This window comes from Marinicauda algicola (assembly GCF_017161425.1).
GTDB classification, from domain to species: Bacteria; Pseudomonadota; Alphaproteobacteria; order Caulobacterales; family Maricaulaceae; genus Marinicauda; species Marinicauda algicola.
Window position 1 is genome coordinate 2,199,512 of sequence record NZ_CP071057.1, and the last position, 15,391, is coordinate 2,214,902.

Annotated in this window: 21 protein-coding genes; 12 read left to right on the forward strand and 9 right to left on the reverse strand. The window is 69.6% G+C overall.

Annotated features, from left to right (window positions below):
* Positions 1 to 27: 27 nt before the first annotated feature.
* From JW792_RS10870 to JW792_RS10880, 3 genes are all read left to right on the forward strand, one after another.
* Positions 28 to 891, forward strand: coding sequence for a winged helix-turn-helix domain-containing protein (locus JW792_RS10870; protein ID WP_135995822.1), 864 nt, complete (start codon positions 28 to 30; stop codon positions 889 to 891).
* A gap of 206 nt (positions 892 to 1,097) precedes the next feature.
* Positions 1,098 to 1,664 carry an elongation factor P gene (gene efp, locus JW792_RS10875; RefSeq protein ID WP_135995821.1) on the forward strand — a complete coding sequence of 189 codons (567 nt, stop codon included), beginning with the start codon at positions 1,098 to 1,100 and terminating at the stop codon, positions 1,662 to 1,664.
* A 4-nt stretch (positions 1,665 to 1,668) separates the two neighbouring features.
* Positions 1,669 to 2,463: an inositol monophosphatase family protein gene (locus tag JW792_RS10880; RefSeq protein WP_241094951.1), complete on the forward strand. Its 795-nt coding sequence runs from the start codon at positions 1,669 to 1,671 to the stop codon at positions 2,461 to 2,463.
* Between the two features lie 63 nt (positions 2,464 to 2,526).
* Here the strand turns inward: JW792_RS10880 and JW792_RS10885 are convergent, their stop codons facing one another.
* The 3 genes from JW792_RS10885 to JW792_RS10895 form a co-directional block, all read right to left on the reverse strand.
* Complete coding sequence (locus JW792_RS10885; protein WP_135995820.1) at positions 2,527 to 2,976, reverse strand: pseudoazurin; 450 nt, start codon at positions 2,974 to 2,976, stop codon at positions 2,527 to 2,529.
* Positions 2,977 to 3,141: 165 nt separating this feature from the next.
* Entirely contained in the window at positions 3,142 to 3,984 is an 843-nt protein-coding gene (locus tag JW792_RS10890; protein WP_135995819.1) for a hypothetical protein, read from the reverse strand.
* Positions 3,981 to 4,892 (reverse strand): class I SAM-dependent methyltransferase, encoded by a 912-nt coding sequence (locus tag JW792_RS10895; protein WP_135995818.1) that lies wholly within the window; start codon positions 4,890 to 4,892, stop codon positions 3,981 to 3,983. Before JW792_RS10895 ends, JW792_RS10890 begins: the two co-directional genes overlap by 4 nt.
* Before the next feature lie 139 nt (positions 4,893 to 5,031).
* Here JW792_RS10895 and JW792_RS10900 point away from each other — a divergent pair, with 139 nt between their 5' ends.
* The 3 genes from JW792_RS10900 (at position 5,032) to rpmE (ending at position 7,445) form a co-directional block, all read left to right on the forward strand.
* Positions 5,032 to 6,054, forward strand: coding sequence for a hypothetical protein (locus JW792_RS10900; protein ID WP_135995817.1), 1,023 nt, complete (start codon positions 5,032 to 5,034; stop codon positions 6,052 to 6,054).
* 9 nt (positions 6,055 to 6,063) lie between these two features.
* Positions 6,064 to 7,080 (forward strand): peptidoglycan -binding protein, encoded by a 1,017-nt coding sequence (locus JW792_RS10905; protein WP_135995816.1) that lies wholly within the window; start codon positions 6,064 to 6,066, stop codon positions 7,078 to 7,080.
* 143 nt (positions 7,081 to 7,223) lie between these two features.
* Positions 7,224 to 7,445, forward strand: coding sequence for a 50S ribosomal protein L31 (gene rpmE / locus JW792_RS10910; protein WP_135995815.1), 222 nt, complete (start codon positions 7,224 to 7,226; stop codon positions 7,443 to 7,445).
* Between the two features lie 159 nt (positions 7,446 to 7,604).
* Here rpmE and rcdA read toward each other — a convergent pair whose 3' ends face one another.
* Positions 7,605 to 8,141, reverse strand: coding sequence for a protease adaptor protein RcdA (rcdA, locus tag JW792_RS10915; protein WP_135995814.1), 537 nt, complete (start codon positions 8,139 to 8,141; stop codon positions 7,605 to 7,607).
* 96 nt (positions 8,142 to 8,237) lie between these two features.
* On the reverse strand, positions 8,238 to 8,432 hold the full coding sequence (locus tag JW792_RS10920) for a DUF1192 family protein (protein ID WP_135995813.1): 195 nt from the start codon (positions 8,430 to 8,432) through the stop codon (positions 8,238 to 8,240).
* Between the two features lie 67 nt (positions 8,433 to 8,499).
* Between JW792_RS10920 and JW792_RS10925 the strand changes: the two genes are divergently transcribed.
* Entirely contained in the window at positions 8,500 to 9,486 is a 987-nt protein-coding gene (locus JW792_RS10925) for an NAD(P)H-quinone oxidoreductase (RefSeq protein ID WP_135995812.1), read from the forward strand.
* Between the two features lie 164 nt (positions 9,487 to 9,650).
* Complete coding sequence (locus tag JW792_RS10930; protein ID WP_135995811.1) at positions 9,651 to 10,304, forward strand: DUF1013 domain-containing protein; 654 nt, start codon at positions 9,651 to 9,653, stop codon at positions 10,302 to 10,304.
* Between the two features lie 54 nt (positions 10,305 to 10,358).
* Here JW792_RS10930 and JW792_RS10935 read toward each other — a convergent pair whose 3' ends face one another.
* The 3 genes from JW792_RS10935 to JW792_RS10945 form a co-directional block, all read right to left on the reverse strand.
* Positions 10,359 to 11,177, reverse strand: a complete 819-nt coding sequence (locus tag JW792_RS10935; protein ID WP_135995810.1) for an SDR family NAD(P)-dependent oxidoreductase — start codon at positions 11,175 to 11,177, stop codon at positions 10,359 to 10,361.
* 76 nt (positions 11,178 to 11,253) lie between these two features.
* Positions 11,254 to 12,123, reverse strand: a complete 870-nt coding sequence (locus JW792_RS10940; protein WP_135995809.1) for a tetratricopeptide repeat protein — start codon at positions 12,121 to 12,123, stop codon at positions 11,254 to 11,256.
* Positions 12,124 to 12,249: 126 nt separating this feature from the next.
* Positions 12,250 to 12,435 (reverse strand): YdcH family protein, encoded by a 186-nt coding sequence (locus tag JW792_RS10945; RefSeq protein ID WP_135995808.1) that lies wholly within the window; start codon positions 12,433 to 12,435, stop codon positions 12,250 to 12,252.
* Between the two features lie 94 nt (positions 12,436 to 12,529).
* Between JW792_RS10945 and JW792_RS10950 the strand changes: the two genes are divergently transcribed.
* The 3 genes from JW792_RS10950 to JW792_RS10960 all read left to right on the forward strand — a co-directional run bounded on the left by JW792_RS10950 (position 12,530) and on the right by JW792_RS10960 (position 13,962).
* Positions 12,530 to 13,147 carry a UbiX family flavin prenyltransferase gene (locus JW792_RS10950; protein WP_135995807.1) on the forward strand — a complete coding sequence of 206 codons (618 nt, stop codon included), beginning with the start codon at positions 12,530 to 12,532 and terminating at the stop codon, positions 13,145 to 13,147.
* The gene (locus tag JW792_RS10955; protein ID WP_135995806.1) at positions 13,144 to 13,635 is read left to right on the forward strand and encodes a TIGR02444 family protein; all 492 of its coding nucleotides are present in this window, start codon (positions 13,144 to 13,146) and stop codon (positions 13,633 to 13,635) included. Before JW792_RS10950 ends, JW792_RS10955 begins: the two co-directional genes overlap by 4 nt.
* 117 nt (positions 13,636 to 13,752) lie before the next feature.
* A complete protein-coding gene (locus JW792_RS10960) occupies positions 13,753 to 13,962 on the forward strand; it encodes a YdcH family protein (RefSeq protein WP_135995805.1) in 210 nt (69 codons plus the stop codon).
* Between the two features lie 43 nt (positions 13,963 to 14,005).
* Here the strand turns inward: JW792_RS10960 and JW792_RS10965 are convergent, their stop codons facing one another.
* Positions 14,006 to 14,728, reverse strand: a complete 723-nt coding sequence (locus JW792_RS10965; RefSeq protein ID WP_241094952.1) for a GGDEF domain-containing protein — start codon at positions 14,726 to 14,728, stop codon at positions 14,006 to 14,008.
* A 156-nt stretch (positions 14,729 to 14,884) separates the two neighbouring features.
* Between JW792_RS10965 and purE the strand changes: the two genes are divergently transcribed.
* Positions 14,885 to 15,388 (forward strand): 5-(carboxyamino)imidazole ribonucleotide mutase, encoded by a 504-nt coding sequence (gene purE, locus JW792_RS10970; RefSeq protein ID WP_135995804.1) that lies wholly within the window; start codon positions 14,885 to 14,887, stop codon positions 15,386 to 15,388.
* The last annotated feature ends 3 nt before the right edge of the window (positions 15,389 to 15,391 follow it).

Genomic DNA, 15,391 nt, shown 5'->3' on the forward strand with positions numbered 1-15,391 from the left:
AGAAAACCTCTGGAGCGGGAGTTCGCCATGGACGGATCGGCCAATCAGCCCGGCACCCCGGTGATTCGCATCGGCGACTGGCTGTTCGAACCGCGCGGCCAGACCCTGTCCGGCGCCTCGGGCAAGGTGCGCCTGGAATACCGCGCCGCATGCCTGCTCGCCCTGTTCGCGCGCCGCGCCGACGAGGTCGTCACGCGCGAGGAGATCGAGGGGGCGCTGTGGCCGGGACGCACGCTGAGCCCGAACAGCGTCGCGGTGGTGATCGCGGGCCTCAGGAAGGCGCTGGGAGACGACGCGAAACGGCCTCGCTATATCGAGACCGTTCCCAAGCGCGGCTACCGCATGCCGGCAAGCGTCGTCGCCGCCGGCAAGCCCGCCGCGGCCGCGGGGACACGCTCGCGCACCGTGCCGCGCCTCGGCCTCGCCCTGATCGCCGTCCTCGTGGCGGCGGCAGCGGCGCTTCTCGCCACCGCGAACACGGTGCGGGAGCCCCCTCCGCCGACCCTCGTCGTGACGGTGAACGACGTGCGCAATCAGACCGGAGACGCCGAGTTCGACGCGGTGGCCACCGCGATCAGCGAGATCGGCGCGGCCTGGCTCGCCTCGGCGGGAGTGCCGGTGCTCATCCGCGACCGGTGGGATTTCGATGCGGCCGATCCCTCGCGGGGGCTGTTCGAGGATTTCGGCGGGGACGCGGTCGTCTACCATGTATCCAGCACGCTCGTTCGCGAAGGCCCGAGCGTGCGCCTGGTGATGTTCAGCAACGACCCGCGCACCGACCAGGTCCTGTGGGCCTGGGAGAGCGAGGTCTCGCGCGACGCGCTCGCCGGCACCGTGGAAGCCGCACTGCAGTCCTTCCTGGAAAGCGCCGGCCTCGGCCCCGCGCGCTGAGCGCTTTTCACCGGGGCGAGGCAAGCCAGCCGGCAAAACGGGCTCCGTTTCGCCCGGGCCGGTCTCGTGGCCAACCGTCCGTCCGCCTTGCCCGCGGGCACGCGCCCTGTTAAAGGGGCGCCCGCAAAGCCCGACCGGCCTTCCGGCCGGCGGCATCCGCTGCGCCGCTCACCCGAGCCCGGCCATTCCAGGACAAGTCTCTCGCCATGAAGATCAACGGCAACGAAATCAAACCCGGCGTGGTGATCAAGCACGACGGCGAACTCTGGGTCGCGGTGAAGACCGAGCACGTCAAGCCCGGCAAGGGCGGCGCCTTCGCCCAGGTCGAGCTGAAGAACCTGATCGACGGGCGCAAGCTGAACGAGCGCTTCCGCTCCGCCGACAAGGTCGAGCGCGTTCGACTGGAGCAGAAGGACCACCAGTTCCTGTTCTCCGACGGCGACATGCTGACCTTCATGGACACCGAGACCTACGAGCAGATCGCCCTGCCGATGGAGTTCGTCGGCGAGGAGCGCGCCGCCTATCTGGCCGACGGCATGATGGTCACGGTGGAATTCCACGAGGACAGGCCGATCGGCTTCTCCCTGCCCCAGCACGTGGAGATGGAAGTCATCGACACCGAGCCGGTGGTCAAGGGCCAGACCGCGGCCAACTCCTTCAAGCCGGCCATCCTGACGAACAATGTGCGCACCGCCGTGCCGCCCTTCGTCGGGGTCGGCGAGCGCATCGTGGTGGCCACCGAGGACGGCAGCTACGTGCGCCGGGCGGACTAGGGCCTTGGCGCAGGTCTCAGCCCTCCTCCAGGTGATGATCGGCGCGGCCCGCAAGGCGGGGCGCAAGCTGTCGCGCGATTTCGGCGAGCTGGAGAACCTGCAGGTCTCCCGCAAGGGCCCGGCCGACTTCGTCTCCAAGGCCGACCACGCCAGCGAGGAGATCATCTTCGAGGAGCTCTCGCGCGCCCGGCCCGGCTACGGCTTCCTGATGGAGGAGCGCGGCCGGGTGGAGGGCAGCGACCGGACCCACACCTGGATCGTCGATCCGCTCGATGGCACGCTGAACTTCCTGCACGCCCAGCCCCATTTCGCGATCTCGATCGCCCTGGAGCGCGAGGGCGAGCTCGTCGCGGGGGTAATCTACAATCCGGCCAGCGACGACCTCTTCCATGCCGAGAAGGGCCGCGGCGCCTTCATGAGCGACCGGCGCATCCGGGTCTCGGCGCGCCGCCATCTGGAAGAATGCGTGATCGCGACCGGCACGCCCTTCTTCGGCAAGAAGGGCCATGCGCAGTTCCTGAAGGAGCTGCACAAGATCATGCCGCACGCGGCCGGCATCAGGCGCTACGGCGCGGCCTCGCTCGACCTCGCCTGGACCGCGGCCGGGCGCTTCGACGGCTTCTGGGAACGCAGCCTCGCCCCCTGGGACATCGCGGCCGGCATCGTGCTGGTGCGCGAGGCGGGCGGCTTCGCCGGCGCGATCGAGGACACCGGCGACGTCATGGACACCGGCGACATCGTGGCGGGCAACGAGCACACCATCGCCGAGCTGAGACGGCGTCTCGCCGAGGCGGGCTAGGCCTTTCGGCGCCGGAACGGCAAACGGCGCGCCCGCCCGGCGCGCCGTTCGCCTCGCGGGGCCCTATTCGCCTGCCCGGGCGAGCAGGTCCTGGAAGACCTGGCGGGCCCGGCCGGGATGGCGCACCGCGGCGGCCTCGGCAAGGTTGGCCGGCTCGCCCTCGCCGACCTTGATCACGGCGACCATGCCCATGCCGTAATGGGGCAGGCATTTCACGCCATAGACGCCTTCCTGCGTCAGGGTGACCGAGACGTCCTGGTTCATCCGTCCGGTGAAGCCGTCCGCTCCCTCGGGCAGCATGCCGGGAATGGACTGGGCGTTGTGGGTGGGGTCGGTGGCCACGAAGGTGACCGTGTCGCCGGGCGCGACCTCCAGATAGGCCGGCTCGAACACCATCGCCGTGCCGTCGCTGCCGCGCGTCAGCATCTCGATCCTGTGCTCCTCGGCCGAGGCGGCGCCCGCGCTCAGCGCCATCGCGGCAAGGCCGGTCGTCAGGGCAAGAAACATCTTCATCTGTCTTTCCTCGTCTGTTGCGTGGCGCGCATGCCGCGCGCCCTGGACGAGGGCGGAGATAGGCTGTGCCGCGCAGATTGCGCTGCGGCAAAACGGCCGCGGCGGAATGTCTCAAGTCCTTGAATTTCAGGGGTTCGCGACGCTTCCCGCCGGACGCGCCCGCCGTCAGGCCTTCTGCCCCTGCGGCCAGTACTCGCGCACCGCGAGCGCGGTCTCGGGGTGACCGTATTCCATCTTCAGGAGCACCGCCGCGGGGCCGGGACGGCGCGCGAAACGCTTCCAGCGATTGCGCAGGTACTGGCAGGCCGCATAGGTGCCGCTGGCGTGAACCCCGGCGAGGATGAAGATATAGCCGGTATGGTCCTCGCTGAAGCGGTTGGACAGGCGCTGGATCAGGGCGTACTCGCACTGATAGTCCGAGCGGAACACCGTCCCGTCGGTCTTGTCCACGAAGGTGATCTTGCCCTTGGTGTCCTCGTTTTCCTCGTGCACCTCGATATCGATGAGCAGGTCGTCGGGATAGGTCGACCCGAAGACCTTCACCACGCTTGCCACATGGAAGTTCGCGGTCTGCGCGCCGATCAGGATGCCGGTGCGCCCGTCCCAGTTCAGCTTCTGATCGTCCGGCAGCACCTTCAGGGGCTTCTTGAAATAGCGCGCCAGCAGATCGGAGATCAGCATTCCCCCGAGAATGTCCTCCATCGCGAAGGTGTTGTCCGGTCCGTAGAGTTCCTGGCGCTCGCCGGCCGGGCTGCGGCGCGCGAAGCGCGGCACGGCCCGGTCGCCGGGCTTGCAGCTCCACAGCGGTACCGAGATGAAGAACTTGTCCGGGCTCGTGACATTGCGCCCGAAGGCGCGGCGCAGCGTGCGCATCCTCACCGCCCGCCGCCAGAGCGTGCCGGCATAGCCCAGCGCCGCGCCCCCGGTGAGGATCAGGGCCTCGGTCAGGAAGTTGCCGATCCAGCCGGCACCGATGCTGTCGTTGAGCACGCTCGCGAGTCCGCTCACGCCTTGTCCCCCTCCAAGGCTGGCCTGGTCACAGTCAAGACCGCATCGCCGATCGCGGGAACCCGCGATCGGGGAGAAACGGCGTGAATGCTGTAGAGCTGTGTCCTTATGTCCACATCCTGCGGCAGGGCGGCCGCCAGACCGGCCGGCGGGGCGGGCAGGTCGGCCGGAAGGCGGGGCGGCGCGGCGAGCGCCGGGACGGCGAAGGCGCGCACCGGCAGGGTTCCCGGCGGGGACCGGCGCGCCGCGCGGTCGAAGGCCTCGGGCTCGACGCGCTGGCGGAAACCGGGATCGGCCGGGTCGAGGGCCGGATACACGCAGTGGAACAGGTCCGCGCCCGGCTCATGGCCGTGCGCGAACGCCATTTCCCGCACGGCGGGGAAGGCGACCGGGATCGCGAGCACCAGCCGGCCCGCCGGGCGCAGGCGCGCGAGCAGGGCCGCGAGAATGGCCTGCGTCTCGGCGCGCGGGGTGTGTCCGAGCACCTGGCAGCACACGATGGCATCGAAGCCGAGCGGCGCGGGCGCGCGCTCGAGCGCCTCGCGCCCGGCCGCGGCGACGGCGCCGGAAAGGCCGAGCGCGGCAAGCCTGCCGCGCGCCGCGCCCGCCCGTTCACGATCGGGATCCAGTCCGAGCAGGAAAGCCTGCGGCGACCGCCCCGGGGAGGTGGCGAACAGGTCGAAATTGGCCCCCACGCCGCAGCCGAAATCGAGCGCCCGGGTCCAGGGGGCGTGCAGCGCCCTGGCGATCGCCTCGCGCTCGCGGGCCCGCTTTCCCGGATCCTGCCGCGCCTCAGAGGGCTCGGTCACGGATTCGGTGAGCGGGTAATCGTAGGCCTCGCCTTGCGCCGGGGCCGCCAGATGATCGCGCCACCGGGCGAGTTCGTCCGATGCATCCGATGCATCCATTGCGGTCTTCCTCCCGCCGTCGCTACCGCCTGGCCGTTATAGCCCCCTCGCCGCCCAAAAACAGCCAAAGAGCTTGCCTCTCCTGTCCTTACGGGCGATCCATGGGGATGCACCCGACGGTGAAGAGGAGCTAGACCGCATGGCCCGACGCGATCTGCCGCCGCCGCCCCCGCCGCGCAAGGTGACGTTCACCGGTCCCGGTCAGTACATACTCTGGATGGCCGTGTTCGTGGCCACCGTGGTGCTGCTCGCCGCGCTGCTGCACGAACCCCTGATCGTTGCCTTCCAGGCCAACCCGGCAATCAACGGCGTCATTCTCGGCGTGCTGGTGATCGGCATCGCCTACACCTTCCTGCAGGCGCTCGCGATCGGGCCGAGCGCGCGCTGGCTCGTCAAGCTGCGCGACGCGGACGATCCCACCCGCCTGCCGCCCCCGCCCGCGCTGATCGCGCCGATGGCCACGATGATCACCGAGGCCGCCGACGGACGGGCGAGACTGTCGGCCTCCTCGGCGCGCGTGGTGCTGGACTCCGTCGCCGCGCGCATGGCCGAGAGCGGGGCGTTCACGCGCTATTTCGGCCGGCTGCTGATCTTCCTGGGGCTTCTGGGCACGTTCTACGGCCTGCTGCTGGTGGTCGGCGATGTCGGCGAGGCGGTGCGCGCGGTCTCCGCGACCGCGACGGGCGGCGAGGCGGCCGCCGGTGCGCTGATGGCCGCGATCGAGGACCCGATCCAGGGCATGGGCACGGCCTTCGCCTCCTCGCTCTTCGGTCTCGCCGGTTCGCTCGTCATCGGCTTTCTCGAGCTGCAGGCGAGCCGGGCGCAGAACCGCTTCTACAACGAGATCGAGGAATGGCTGTCCTCCATCTCGCGCCTGGCCGCCGCGGCGCCCGCGGGTGCGGCCCCGAGCGAGGAAGGCGAGATGAGCGCGGCCTATATCGGCGCGCTACTGGAACAGACCACCGACGCGCTCGACCGGCTCGCCCACACGATGGAGCGCCAGAACAAGGCGCTGGAGACCACGATGAGCCGCATCGCCGAGGACGCCGCGGAGAGCCAGCGCGAGGCCGCGCGCCTGTTGCGCGACGAGATCAAGGTGCTGATCCGCGCGCTGGAAGCCCAGGCGAAGATGAGCCGCGAGCGCCGCGGCGGCGAGGAATAGGACGAAGCCGTGGCCCTGCCCCAGCACCTCAGGATCAGCCAGAGCGAGAACGGCGATTACTGGCCGGGTTTCGTGGATGCGCTCGCCACCCTGCTGCTGGTGATCATCTTCCTGCTCGCGGTGTTCACCGCCGGCCAGTTCGCCCTGTCCCAGGCGCTGACGGGGCGCGACGAGCAGCTCGCCGAACTCAATGCGCGCCTGTCCACGCTCGCCGAGGAACTCAATCTCGCCCGCAGCGAGAACGAGCGGCTGACTCTGCGCGTCGGCCAGCTGACGCAGGAGAACCAGGCGCTGGAGGAGCGCAATCTCGCCCTGTCGAGCGAGCTCGAACAGGTCAGCGCCCGGCTCGCCGCGGTGAGCGAGGACCTCGCCGAGGAGGAGGCGCTGAGCGAGGAGGCGCAGGCCACGATCGCACTGCTGAACAACCAGATGGCGGCGCTGAGGCAGGAGCTCGCACGGCTGAACGAGGCGCTCGAGGCCAGCGAGGCGCGCGAGGCGGAGCTGGAAAGCCAGATCGTCAATCTCGGCGAGCGCCTCAACGCGGCGCTGGCGAGCCAGGTCGCGCGCCTGGCGCAGTACCGCTCGGAATTCTTCGGCCGGCTGATCGAGATCCTCGGCAACCGCACCGGCGTGCGCGTGGTCGGCGACCGCTTCGTGTTCGAGACCGACGTGCTCTTCCCCTCCGGCTCAGCCGAATTGTCGCAGGCCGGGCGCCAGAGCCTGCAACCCATCGCCGACGCGATCATCCAGCTCACCACCGAGATCCCCGACGACATCGAATGGGTGATCCGCGTGGACGGGCATACCGACGTGGTGCCGCTCGGCCCCAACGCGCCCTTCGACAGCAACTGGGAACTCTCCACCGCCCGCGCGCTCTCGGTGGTGGAGGCCTTCATCGACATGGGCGTGCCGCCCGCGCGCCTGATGGCGGCCGGCTTCGGGGAATACCATCCGATCGCGGAGGGGCGCGACCCGGCGAGCCTGGCGCGCAACCGCCGGATCGAGCTGAAACTGACCGACCGCTGATTCGCGGTTCTGGCCGCCTTCACGCCTTGCACTGCGGGTGCGGGGGGTGTATAGACCGCCGCTCGAAATCAGCGCATGCGCGTGTGAGGCGGTCCCGATGAGGCCGCCTTGCGCGCTTCAAGTCCAAGCCGGAGCGGCGGAAAATGAAAAAAGACATCCATCCGGATTATCACTTCGTCGAAGTCGTGATGACCGACGGCACCCGTTTCAAAACCCGCTCCACATACGGGAAAGAGGGTGATACGATCTCCCTGGATATCGATCCGCGTACGCACCCGGCGTGGACGGGGGGCACCCAGCACCTCGTCGACCGCGGCGGGCGCGTCTCGCGGTTCAAGGACAAGTTCAAGGGCTTCGGCGTCTAGTCGCCCGAAATCCCCCTCACCCAAGGGCGCGGACCATTACCGGTCCGGCCGGGGCCCTTATAAGAGACGCCCGCAGCACCCCCTCAGCTGCGGGCGTTTTCTTTTGCGCGACGAGGGCGCCGCTCGGACGCCCCGATCCCGGGTTTCGCGAAGGACGCCCTAGCGACGAGCGCCGAAGGCGCTCTCGATGCGTGAGAGATGGCTCTGGACCGGGTTGGCGGACGGACCCTCGAAGCTCTCCCCGGCCGCGAACAGCGATCTGTCGAGCCGGTGCAGGCGCTCGTAGAGCGTGCGCGAACGGGCGACGAGGTCGGTCAGGCGCGCCGGGCAGGGGTCGTCGCCGGCCGGCCACATGGCCTCGGAGGGGCGCACCTCGGCGAGGCGGTACTTGCCGTCGGCAGCCTCGCCCGGGGTCATGTCGCCTTCGGCGACCGCGCGCTGGGCGAGCAGCCAGGAGGCCGACTGCATGAGCTGGGTGGTGAGCGCCATGCTTTCCGCCGCGTAGGACAGCGCGCCGGAGCGGCCGAGCCGCTTGGCGTCCTCGCGCCCCGGCCCGTCGAGATAGGCGGCCGTTTCCTCCACCAGGTCCATGCCCTCGCGGAACAGCTTGCGGAACAGTTCCGAGCCGGCGAATTCCTTGACCCGCATGGCGGGCGTCTTGATCTCGCTGGGCTGGCCGGTCTCGATCTCGGTCATGAACATGTCTCTTCAGCTCTTTGCCGGGTTGGGACGCCTCGATGCGCCTGTTCCCGACGGCAGCAAGTCCGGGGCCAAGTGCCCGCGAAGGCGACACTATCCCCCCGTGCGGAACACCGCGTCCGCGGCGGCGAGGCCCTTCTTCTTCTCCACGATCTTCGCTTCGGTGCGTGCGAGTTCGGCCTTCAGGAGCTCGAGACGTTCCTCGAGGTCCTCGACCGAGAAGGCCGAGAGATCCTCGCCCGGAACGATCCCGGCGGACTTTGCACGCGGTGCGTCTTCGTGGAACATGGACCGCCTCCTTCATGCTTTCGTCACGATGATCCTAACCAAAGCCGGCAGAAGAGTCCCGCCCCAGATGAGCCATTCGCGCAAGACCCGCATCGTCACCGCACCCGAGCCCGGCGGACCGGAAGCCCTGCGGATCGAGGAACGCACTCTGGAGCCTCCCGGGGAAGGCGAGGTTCTGATCGAGGTCGCGGCAGCCGGGGTGAACCGGCCGGACGTGTTCGAGCGCATGGGGCTCTACCCCCCGCCGAAGGACGCGCCCGAAGGGCTCGGCCTCGAGGTGTCCGGCCATGTTCTCGAACTCGGCAAGGGCGTGGAGGGCATCAGGCAGGGCGATGCGGTCGTCGCGCTGGTTGCCGGCGGCGGCTACGCCGACATCGCCCGCGCGCGCGCCGAGACGGTGCTGCCCGCACCGAAGGGGATTTCCCTCGAGCATGCCGCGGGGCTTCCCGAGACCGTGTTCACCGTGTGGACCAATGTGTTCGGCCGGGCCGGCCTGAAGCCCGGCGAGCGCTTCCTCGTCCATGGCGGGGCGAGCGGGATCGGCACCACGGCGATCCAGATGGCCAGGGCCCACGGCGCGCACGTCACCGCGACGGCGGGCAGCGAGGGCAAGTGCCGGCTCTGCAGCGAACTCGGCGCGGACACCGCGCTGAATTACAGGACCGAGGACTGGCCCGCCAGGGTGCGCGATGCCGGCGGAGCGGACGTCATCCTGGACATGGTCGGGGGCGACTATGTGCAGAAGAACCTGTCCTGCCTGAACGTGGAGGGGCGCATCGTCATGATCGCCTTCCTGAAGGGCTCGCGCGTCGAGGTCGACCTGATGGGGCTGATGCTGAAGCGCCAGACGATCACCGGCTCGACCCTGCGCGCGCGCAGGATCGAGGATAAGCGCGTCATCGCCCAGGCCGTGCACGACCGGGTCTGGCCCTGGATCGAGGCGGGCAGGCTGAAGCCGCAGATCGACACCGTGTTCGATCTGGACGCGGTGGCCCAGGCTCATGCCCGCATGGACGCGATGGCCCATGCGGGCAAGATCCTGTTGCGGCCCTAGGGGTGTTTTCAAGCGGCCCGCGCCGCGTTATATAGCGAACAAATCCTTCCTCACCGACGTTTGCTTGACCGAAGCGGGGAAGGCCGGAACGACGGAAAACCCGGCGCCCGGCGCCGGGTTTTCCTGTTTTGAAACGCATATCCTTGAAAGGGACTGACAGAGCGATGGCCGACATTCTGATGCCGAAGGCGACCGCGGTCTGGCTCGTGGACAACACCGCGCTGTCCTTCGAGCAGATCGCCGATTTCTGCAATCTCCACCATCTCGAAGTGAAGGGCATCGCCGACGGCGATGTCGCCGCGGGCGTGCGCGGGGCCGATCCGGTCTCCGGCGGCCAGCTCTCGCGCGAGGAGATCGAGAAGGCGGAGAAGGATCCCACCTACCGCATGAAGCCGCTGGCGCCGAAATATGCCGAGCTGCACACCCCGCAGAAGCGCAAGGGCCCGCGCTACACCCCGCTCTCGCGCCGCCAGAACCGGCCCGACGCGATCGCCTGGCTGGTGCGCAACCATCCCGAGCTGACCGACGGGCAGATCTCCAAGCTGATCGGCACGACCAAGACCACGATCGAGGCGGTGCGCGAGCGCCGGCACTGGAACTCGGCCAACATCAAGCCGACCGACCCGGTCTCGCTCGGGCTGTGCAGCCAGATCGAGCTCGACGAACAGGTCAAGAAGGCCTCCTCGCGCCGCCAGAAGATGGAAGAGGAAGGCCGGGTCGAACGCGCCGAGGACACGCTGAAGCCGGCCGACGAGGCCGAGGAGACGCCCGGCTCGCCGACCACGCTGGACGAGCTGTTCGGCAAGCCGAAGGGCTGAGCGCTCGCCTCACCGCGTCATGAAGGGTCCCGGCCGGAAGCGGCCGGGGCCTTTTCAGTCCTCGTCCTGGCTGCGCCCGACGGTGTAGTTGAGCGCCAGGCGCCCGCCGTCGGCGTAGATGCATTCCCCCGTTATGTAGCTCGCATCCTTCGAGGCGAGGAACCAGGCGACGCCGGCCACCTCGTCGGGATCGCCGAGCCGGCCGAGCGGGGTGCGGCTCATGATGCGCTCCATCGCCACCTTGTCGTCTGCGACGGCCTTGAGGATGTCGGTGTTGATCGAGCCCGGCCCGATCGCGTTGACCCGCACCCCGTAGCGCGCCAGGGCGAGCGCCATCGCCTTGGTGAGCTGGTTGAGCCCGCCCTTGCTGACCGAGTAGGCGAGCTGGGCGGGGATCGAAACCACCGCATTGATCGAGCTCATGTTGACGATGGAATAGCGCCGGCGCGCCTCGTCGGTGCGCGTGCCCTCCGCCTCGATCTGCTCCACGATCTGGCGCGCCACCGCACGCGCCACCAGAAAGGCGCCGCGCAGATTGACGCCCAGCACCCGGTCGAAATCGGCGAGTTCGAGATCGAGAATGTCGCCCGGCGCGATGATCGCGGCATTGTTGACGAGGATGTCGACCCGCTCGAAGGCCGAGCGCGTCTCGGCGAGCAGGTTGGAGACCGCGAGCTTGTCGGACACGTCGCAGGCCACGAACAGCGCCCGGTTCTTGCCGGCGTCGAGATCCCGGGCGAGCGCCTCGCCGGCATCCTCCTCGACGTCGGCAATGACCACCTTGACGCCTTCCTCCACGAAGCGGCGCGCGCACGCCGCCCCGATACCCCTGGCCCCGCCGGTGATTATGGCGACGCGATCCGATGACGGCATGGCGGCTCTACTCCGTGTCTGCGGCCTGTCGGCCGGCGGGGGTTATCGCGCCGGACGCAGCCGAATGCAAACGCGCTCACGGCCGCGTGCGGGCGTAGTCCTCGGCGATCGTGTCGTTGTCCGGATCGAGATCGTAGGCGCGGGCATAGAGATCGCGGGCGCGGGCCGTCTCGCCGACCTGCTCGAGCGCGGCGGCGAGGGAGTGGACGATCGCCCCGCTGTCGGGATCGGCCGCGGCGGCCGCCTCGCAGATGTCGAGCCCCCGGTTCGCGCGCCCGTCCTTGACCAGCGCCCAGCACAGCGCGTTCAGCGCATCGGCATCGTCGGGCGAGAGGGCGACGGCCTCCTCGGCGTCCTCCACCGCGCGGCCGGTCATGCCGAGTTCCACGAAGGCCGCCGAGCGCCCGATCCAGCCCCCGGCCGCATCCGGCTCCATCCGGATCGCCGCGTCGAAGGCCTCCGCCGCCTCGGCCGGGCGGTCGAGATCCATGTAGGCCGAACCCATGAGCATGCGCGTGAAGGCGTCGGAGGGCTCGCCGAGGGCGGCGATCTCGAGATCCTCGATGGCGTCGCGCGGGCGGTCGAGCTGGAGATAGGCCACGGCGCGGTTGCGGCGCAGCAGCGGGTTGTCGACATCCCCGCCCTGGTCTTCGATCAGCGCGAAGATCTGGTTGAAGGCGATGAGCGCCTCGCGCCCCTCGCCCAGCGCCAGGTGGGCCGAGCCCAGGCGCAGGCGCAGCTCGGCCTCCACCGGCCAGTCGTACTGGCGCGAGCGCAGGCACGTCCGGAAGGCCTCGATCGCGGCCTCGGCGGCGTTTTCCGACAGCGCCTCGTAGCCCTGCGGGCACACAGCGCGGCGTTCCTCGACGCTCTGGCTGCAGGCCGGCGCGGCGATCAGCACGAAGCCGGCGATCACGCCGATGGCGGCGGGCAGGAGGCGAAGCATGCGGGCGGGTCCTTCTGGCGGCACGCCGTCTAATGTGGCGCGCGAAACCGCGCCTGCAAACCCGTCTGGCTCACCGGGAGGGAAGCAAAAAGGCCGGGACGAGCGTCCCGGCCTTTCGCGCTGGCCCTATCCGGCCTGCTTCTCGGCATTGCGCCTGAGGCTCTCGATCTCCTCCTTCAATCGGAGTTTCTGTCGTTTGAGCCTGGCGAGCTGAAGGGTATCTGCGGAAGGGTGCTTGAGCTCCTCTTCAATGCGGGCCTCCAGCTGGTGGTGACGGGCATTGAGCTCGCGTATACGCGCTTCAGTTGGCATACAAGCCTCCTTCGCTATGTCAGGACCGGTATTGAAACATCAGACAGGGCCGGCTGAAAAGAGTAAAACACGGCGCGGCACACGGAAGATTTCGATGAGCGTGAATCAGCGATTGATCATAGGCATTTCCGGCGCCTCCGGCGTCATCTACGGCGTGCGCGCGCTCGATGCGTGCCGGGAACTCGGCGTGGAGAGCCATCTCGTCGCGACCAAGGCCGCCGAGATGACGCTGTCCTACGAGACGGCGCTGAAGCCGTCCGAGCTGCCGGACAGGGCTGATTACGCCTACAAGCTGCCCGATGTCGGCGCGCCGATCGCCTCGGGCAGCTTCAGGACGCTCGGCATGCTGATCGCGCCGTGCTCGGTGCGCACCATGAGCGAGATCGCGACCGGGGTGACCTCCAGCCTCCTGACGCGCGCCGCCGACGTCGTGCTGAAGGAGCGCCGGCGCCTGGTACTGATGGTGCGCGAGACGCCCTTCCATCTCGGCCACCTGCGCACGATGACGCAGCTCGCCGAGATGGGCGCCGTGATCATGCCGCCCCTGCCGGCCTTCTACGCCCACCCCGGGAGCCTCGCCGACATGGTCGACCAGTCGGTTGGACGCGCGCTCGACCTGTTCGGTCTCGACTGGACCCCCACAAGGCGCTGGGGCGAGGACCTGGAACAGGGCCGCCGTCCGGCGGCGAAGCGGCCGCGCGGGGACGCATGACTCCCGCCCCGTCGCGCTTCTGGGATTTCTCGGTGGCGGTCTATGGCCGACCCGGCGTGAAGCCGGCCTGCCTCGCGCTGCAGGCGGACGGGCTCGACGTGAACGTCGCCCTGTGGGTCGCCTGGACGAGCGCGCAGGGCCGCGATCCGCGCCCCGCGCTCGGCGAGGCGGTGCGCCGCTCCGCGCTGTGGGGGGCACAGGTCGTGACGCCGCTGAGGGCCGCGCGCGATGCGCTCAGGCCCGCCCCCGGCTTCGTCGATCCGGCCGCCGCGGGCCGGCTGCGCGAGACGATCCTTAAAGCCGAGCTGGAGGCTGAGCGCCTGGAGCAGGACGCGCTCGAGCCGCTCGCCGGGCTCTGTCCGGCAAGCGGGACGGCGCCGCGAACCCTGTGCGAACAGGGTCTTGGGGACTATGCCGCACGGCTCGGCGTGCGCCCCGAGGTGGGCAGGTTCGTTGAAAGCGTTTTCTCGGCGCCGAAAAAAGGGTAAGATGTTTGGTATCGACACGAGGGCCCCGGCCTGACCGGCCGGCCTTCGCGCTTCATCGGACAACACGCCTTCGCGCTCCGGCCCGCCCCGGCGCGACAGAGAGGATTTGACGGCCTGATGGACGGATATCTGAACGATGCCGGGCTGCGCCAGCGTCTCGAGGAGCTGCGTGCCCAGCACCGCGCACTCGACGACCAGGTGCGCGCGGCCCACGAGTGCGGGATGACCGATCAGCTCAAGCTGATGCGCCTGAAACGCCGCAAGCTGCAGCTGAAGGACGAGATCACCTTCCTGGAAGACCAGCTGAACCCGGACATCATCGCCTAGACGCGACGGGACCCGGCATCGCCGGCTGAACGGGGCGAGCGGCTCAGGCCGCGCCGGCGGCCTTGCGTGCGTACATCGCCGCGTCGGCCTCGGCCATGGCGGTCTCCACGCTGATGCCGCGCGAGAGCGGGTGCACGCCCCAGGCCGCCCCGAGGCGCAGCTCGAGGCCCTCGTGCACGATCGGGGTCGAGGCGATGGCGTCGGCGAGTTCGCCCGCCTTGATCTCGGCATGACCGGCCGGGGTCAGGGTCAGCACCACGCCGAACTCGTCCCCGCCGAGTCGTCCGACCGCATCGGTCTCGCGCACATGGGCGACGAGCAGATCGGCGACCGCCTTCAGCGCGGCATCGCCTGCGGCATGGCCGTGGGTGTCGTTGATCTGCTTGAAGCCGTTGAGGTCAAAATACACGAGCGCCGAGGGCGCGTCATGGCGCTCGGCCAGGGCGAGCGCCCGGCTCACCTCGCGCAGGAAGGCGCGCCGGTTGAGCACCGGCAGGAAGACGTCGCGGTCGGCGAGGGTCTCCAGCTCGCGCACCTTGGCGCGCAGCGCCTCGGTCTCCTTCCTCAGCTGGTCAACCTCGCCCATGAGCGACAGGAGCGCGCGCTGCACGTTCGGCGTCAACTCGGCTTCGGGCACGCCCATGATGGAGGCGGTGTCGCGCGTGGCGGCCGGGGCCGCGGCGCGGGCGGGCGCATCGCTGCGCTCGGCACGCGAGACCGGGCTCGCGCCGATGCCGGTCGCGGTACTGCCGGGGCGGATGCGCATGACGGACCTCTTGGCTCTTTCATCCGTTTGAGGGCCAGAATGGCCGCGCGCCAGTTAAGAAAGGGTCAAGGTTAACGCCCTTTCACCGGCCTGCTTGACGGGCGGGCACGCCTGACTAATCTGCCGCGCTTTCTTCAAGCGCCCCGGGGGCCTTTCATGAGCGCCGACACCGCCGCCACTTCCGCGCCGATCGCCATCGTCATGGGCTCGCGCTCCGACTGGCCGACCATGCGCGAGGCCGCCGATCTGCTCGACGCACTCGGCGCGGCCTACGAGGCGAAGGTGGTCTCCGCCCACCGCACGCCGGACCGGCTCGCAGAGTTCGCCAGGACCGCGAAGGCGCGGGGCGTGAAGGTGATCATCGCCGGGGCGGGCGGGGCGGCCCACCTGCCCGGCATGATCGCGGCGGGCACCGCCCTGCCGGTCCTCGGCGTGCCGGTGCAGTCGAAGGCGCTCAGCGGTCTCGACTCGCTGCTGTCCATCGTGCAGATGCCGGCCGGCGTGCCGGTGGGCACGCTCGCCATCGGCAAGGCCGGGGCGAAGAATGCGGCGCTGCTGGCGGCCTCCATCGTCGGGCTCTCCGACGAGGGCCTCGCCGCGCGCGTGGAGAGCTGGCGCGCGGAACAGACCGCCTCGGTGCCCGAAACCGTCGAGGATTGAGCC

Coding starts and splice junctions, on each gene's coding strand:
- JW792_RS10870 (WP_135995822.1), top strand. CDS start 28: ATGGACGGATCGGCCAATCAGCCCGGCACCCCGGTGATTCGCATCGGC.
- efp (WP_135995821.1), top strand. CDS start 1,098: ATGAAGATCAACGGCAACGAAATCAAACCCGGCGTGGTGATCAAGCAC.
- JW792_RS10885 (WP_135995820.1), bottom strand. CDS start 2,976: ATGAAGATGTTTCTTGCCCTGACGACCGGCCTTGCCGCGATGGCGCTG.
- JW792_RS10895 (WP_135995818.1), bottom strand. CDS start 4,892: ATGGATGCATCGGATGCATCGGACGAACTCGCCCGGTGGCGCGATCAT.
- JW792_RS10900 (WP_135995817.1), top strand. CDS start 5,032: ATGGCCCGACGCGATCTGCCGCCGCCGCCCCCGCCGCGCAAGGTGACG.
- rpmE (WP_135995815.1), top strand. CDS start 7,224: ATGAAAAAAGACATCCATCCGGATTATCACTTCGTCGAAGTCGTGATG.
- rcdA (WP_135995814.1), bottom strand. CDS start 8,141: ATGACCGAGATCGAGACCGGCCAGCCCAGCGAGATCAAGACGCCCGCC.
- JW792_RS10920 (WP_135995813.1), bottom strand. CDS start 8,432: ATGTTCCACGAAGACGCACCGCGTGCAAAGTCCGCCGGGATCGTTCCG.
- JW792_RS10925 (WP_135995812.1), top strand. CDS start 8,500: ATGAGCCATTCGCGCAAGACCCGCATCGTCACCGCACCCGAGCCCGGC.
- JW792_RS10930 (WP_135995811.1), top strand. CDS start 9,651: ATGGCCGACATTCTGATGCCGAAGGCGACCGCGGTCTGGCTCGTGGAC.
- JW792_RS10935 (WP_135995810.1), bottom strand. CDS start 11,177: ATGCCGTCATCGGATCGCGTCGCCATAATCACCGGCGGGGCCAGGGGT.
- JW792_RS10940 (WP_135995809.1), bottom strand. CDS start 12,123: ATGCTTCGCCTCCTGCCCGCCGCCATCGGCGTGATCGCCGGCTTCGTG.
- JW792_RS10945 (WP_135995808.1), bottom strand. CDS start 12,435: ATGCCAACTGAAGCGCGTATACGCGAGCTCAATGCCCGTCACCACCAG.
- JW792_RS10950 (WP_135995807.1), top strand. CDS start 12,530: ATGAGCGTGAATCAGCGATTGATCATAGGCATTTCCGGCGCCTCCGGC.
- JW792_RS10955 (WP_135995806.1), top strand. CDS start 13,144: ATGACTCCCGCCCCGTCGCGCTTCTGGGATTTCTCGGTGGCGGTCTAT.
- JW792_RS10960 (WP_135995805.1), top strand. CDS start 13,753: ATGGACGGATATCTGAACGATGCCGGGCTGCGCCAGCGTCTCGAGGAG.
- JW792_RS10965 (WP_241094952.1), bottom strand. CDS start 14,728: ATGCGCATCCGCCCCGGCAGTACCGCGACCGGCATCGGCGCGAGCCCG.
- purE (WP_135995804.1), top strand. CDS start 14,885: ATGAGCGCCGACACCGCCGCCACTTCCGCGCCGATCGCCATCGTCATG.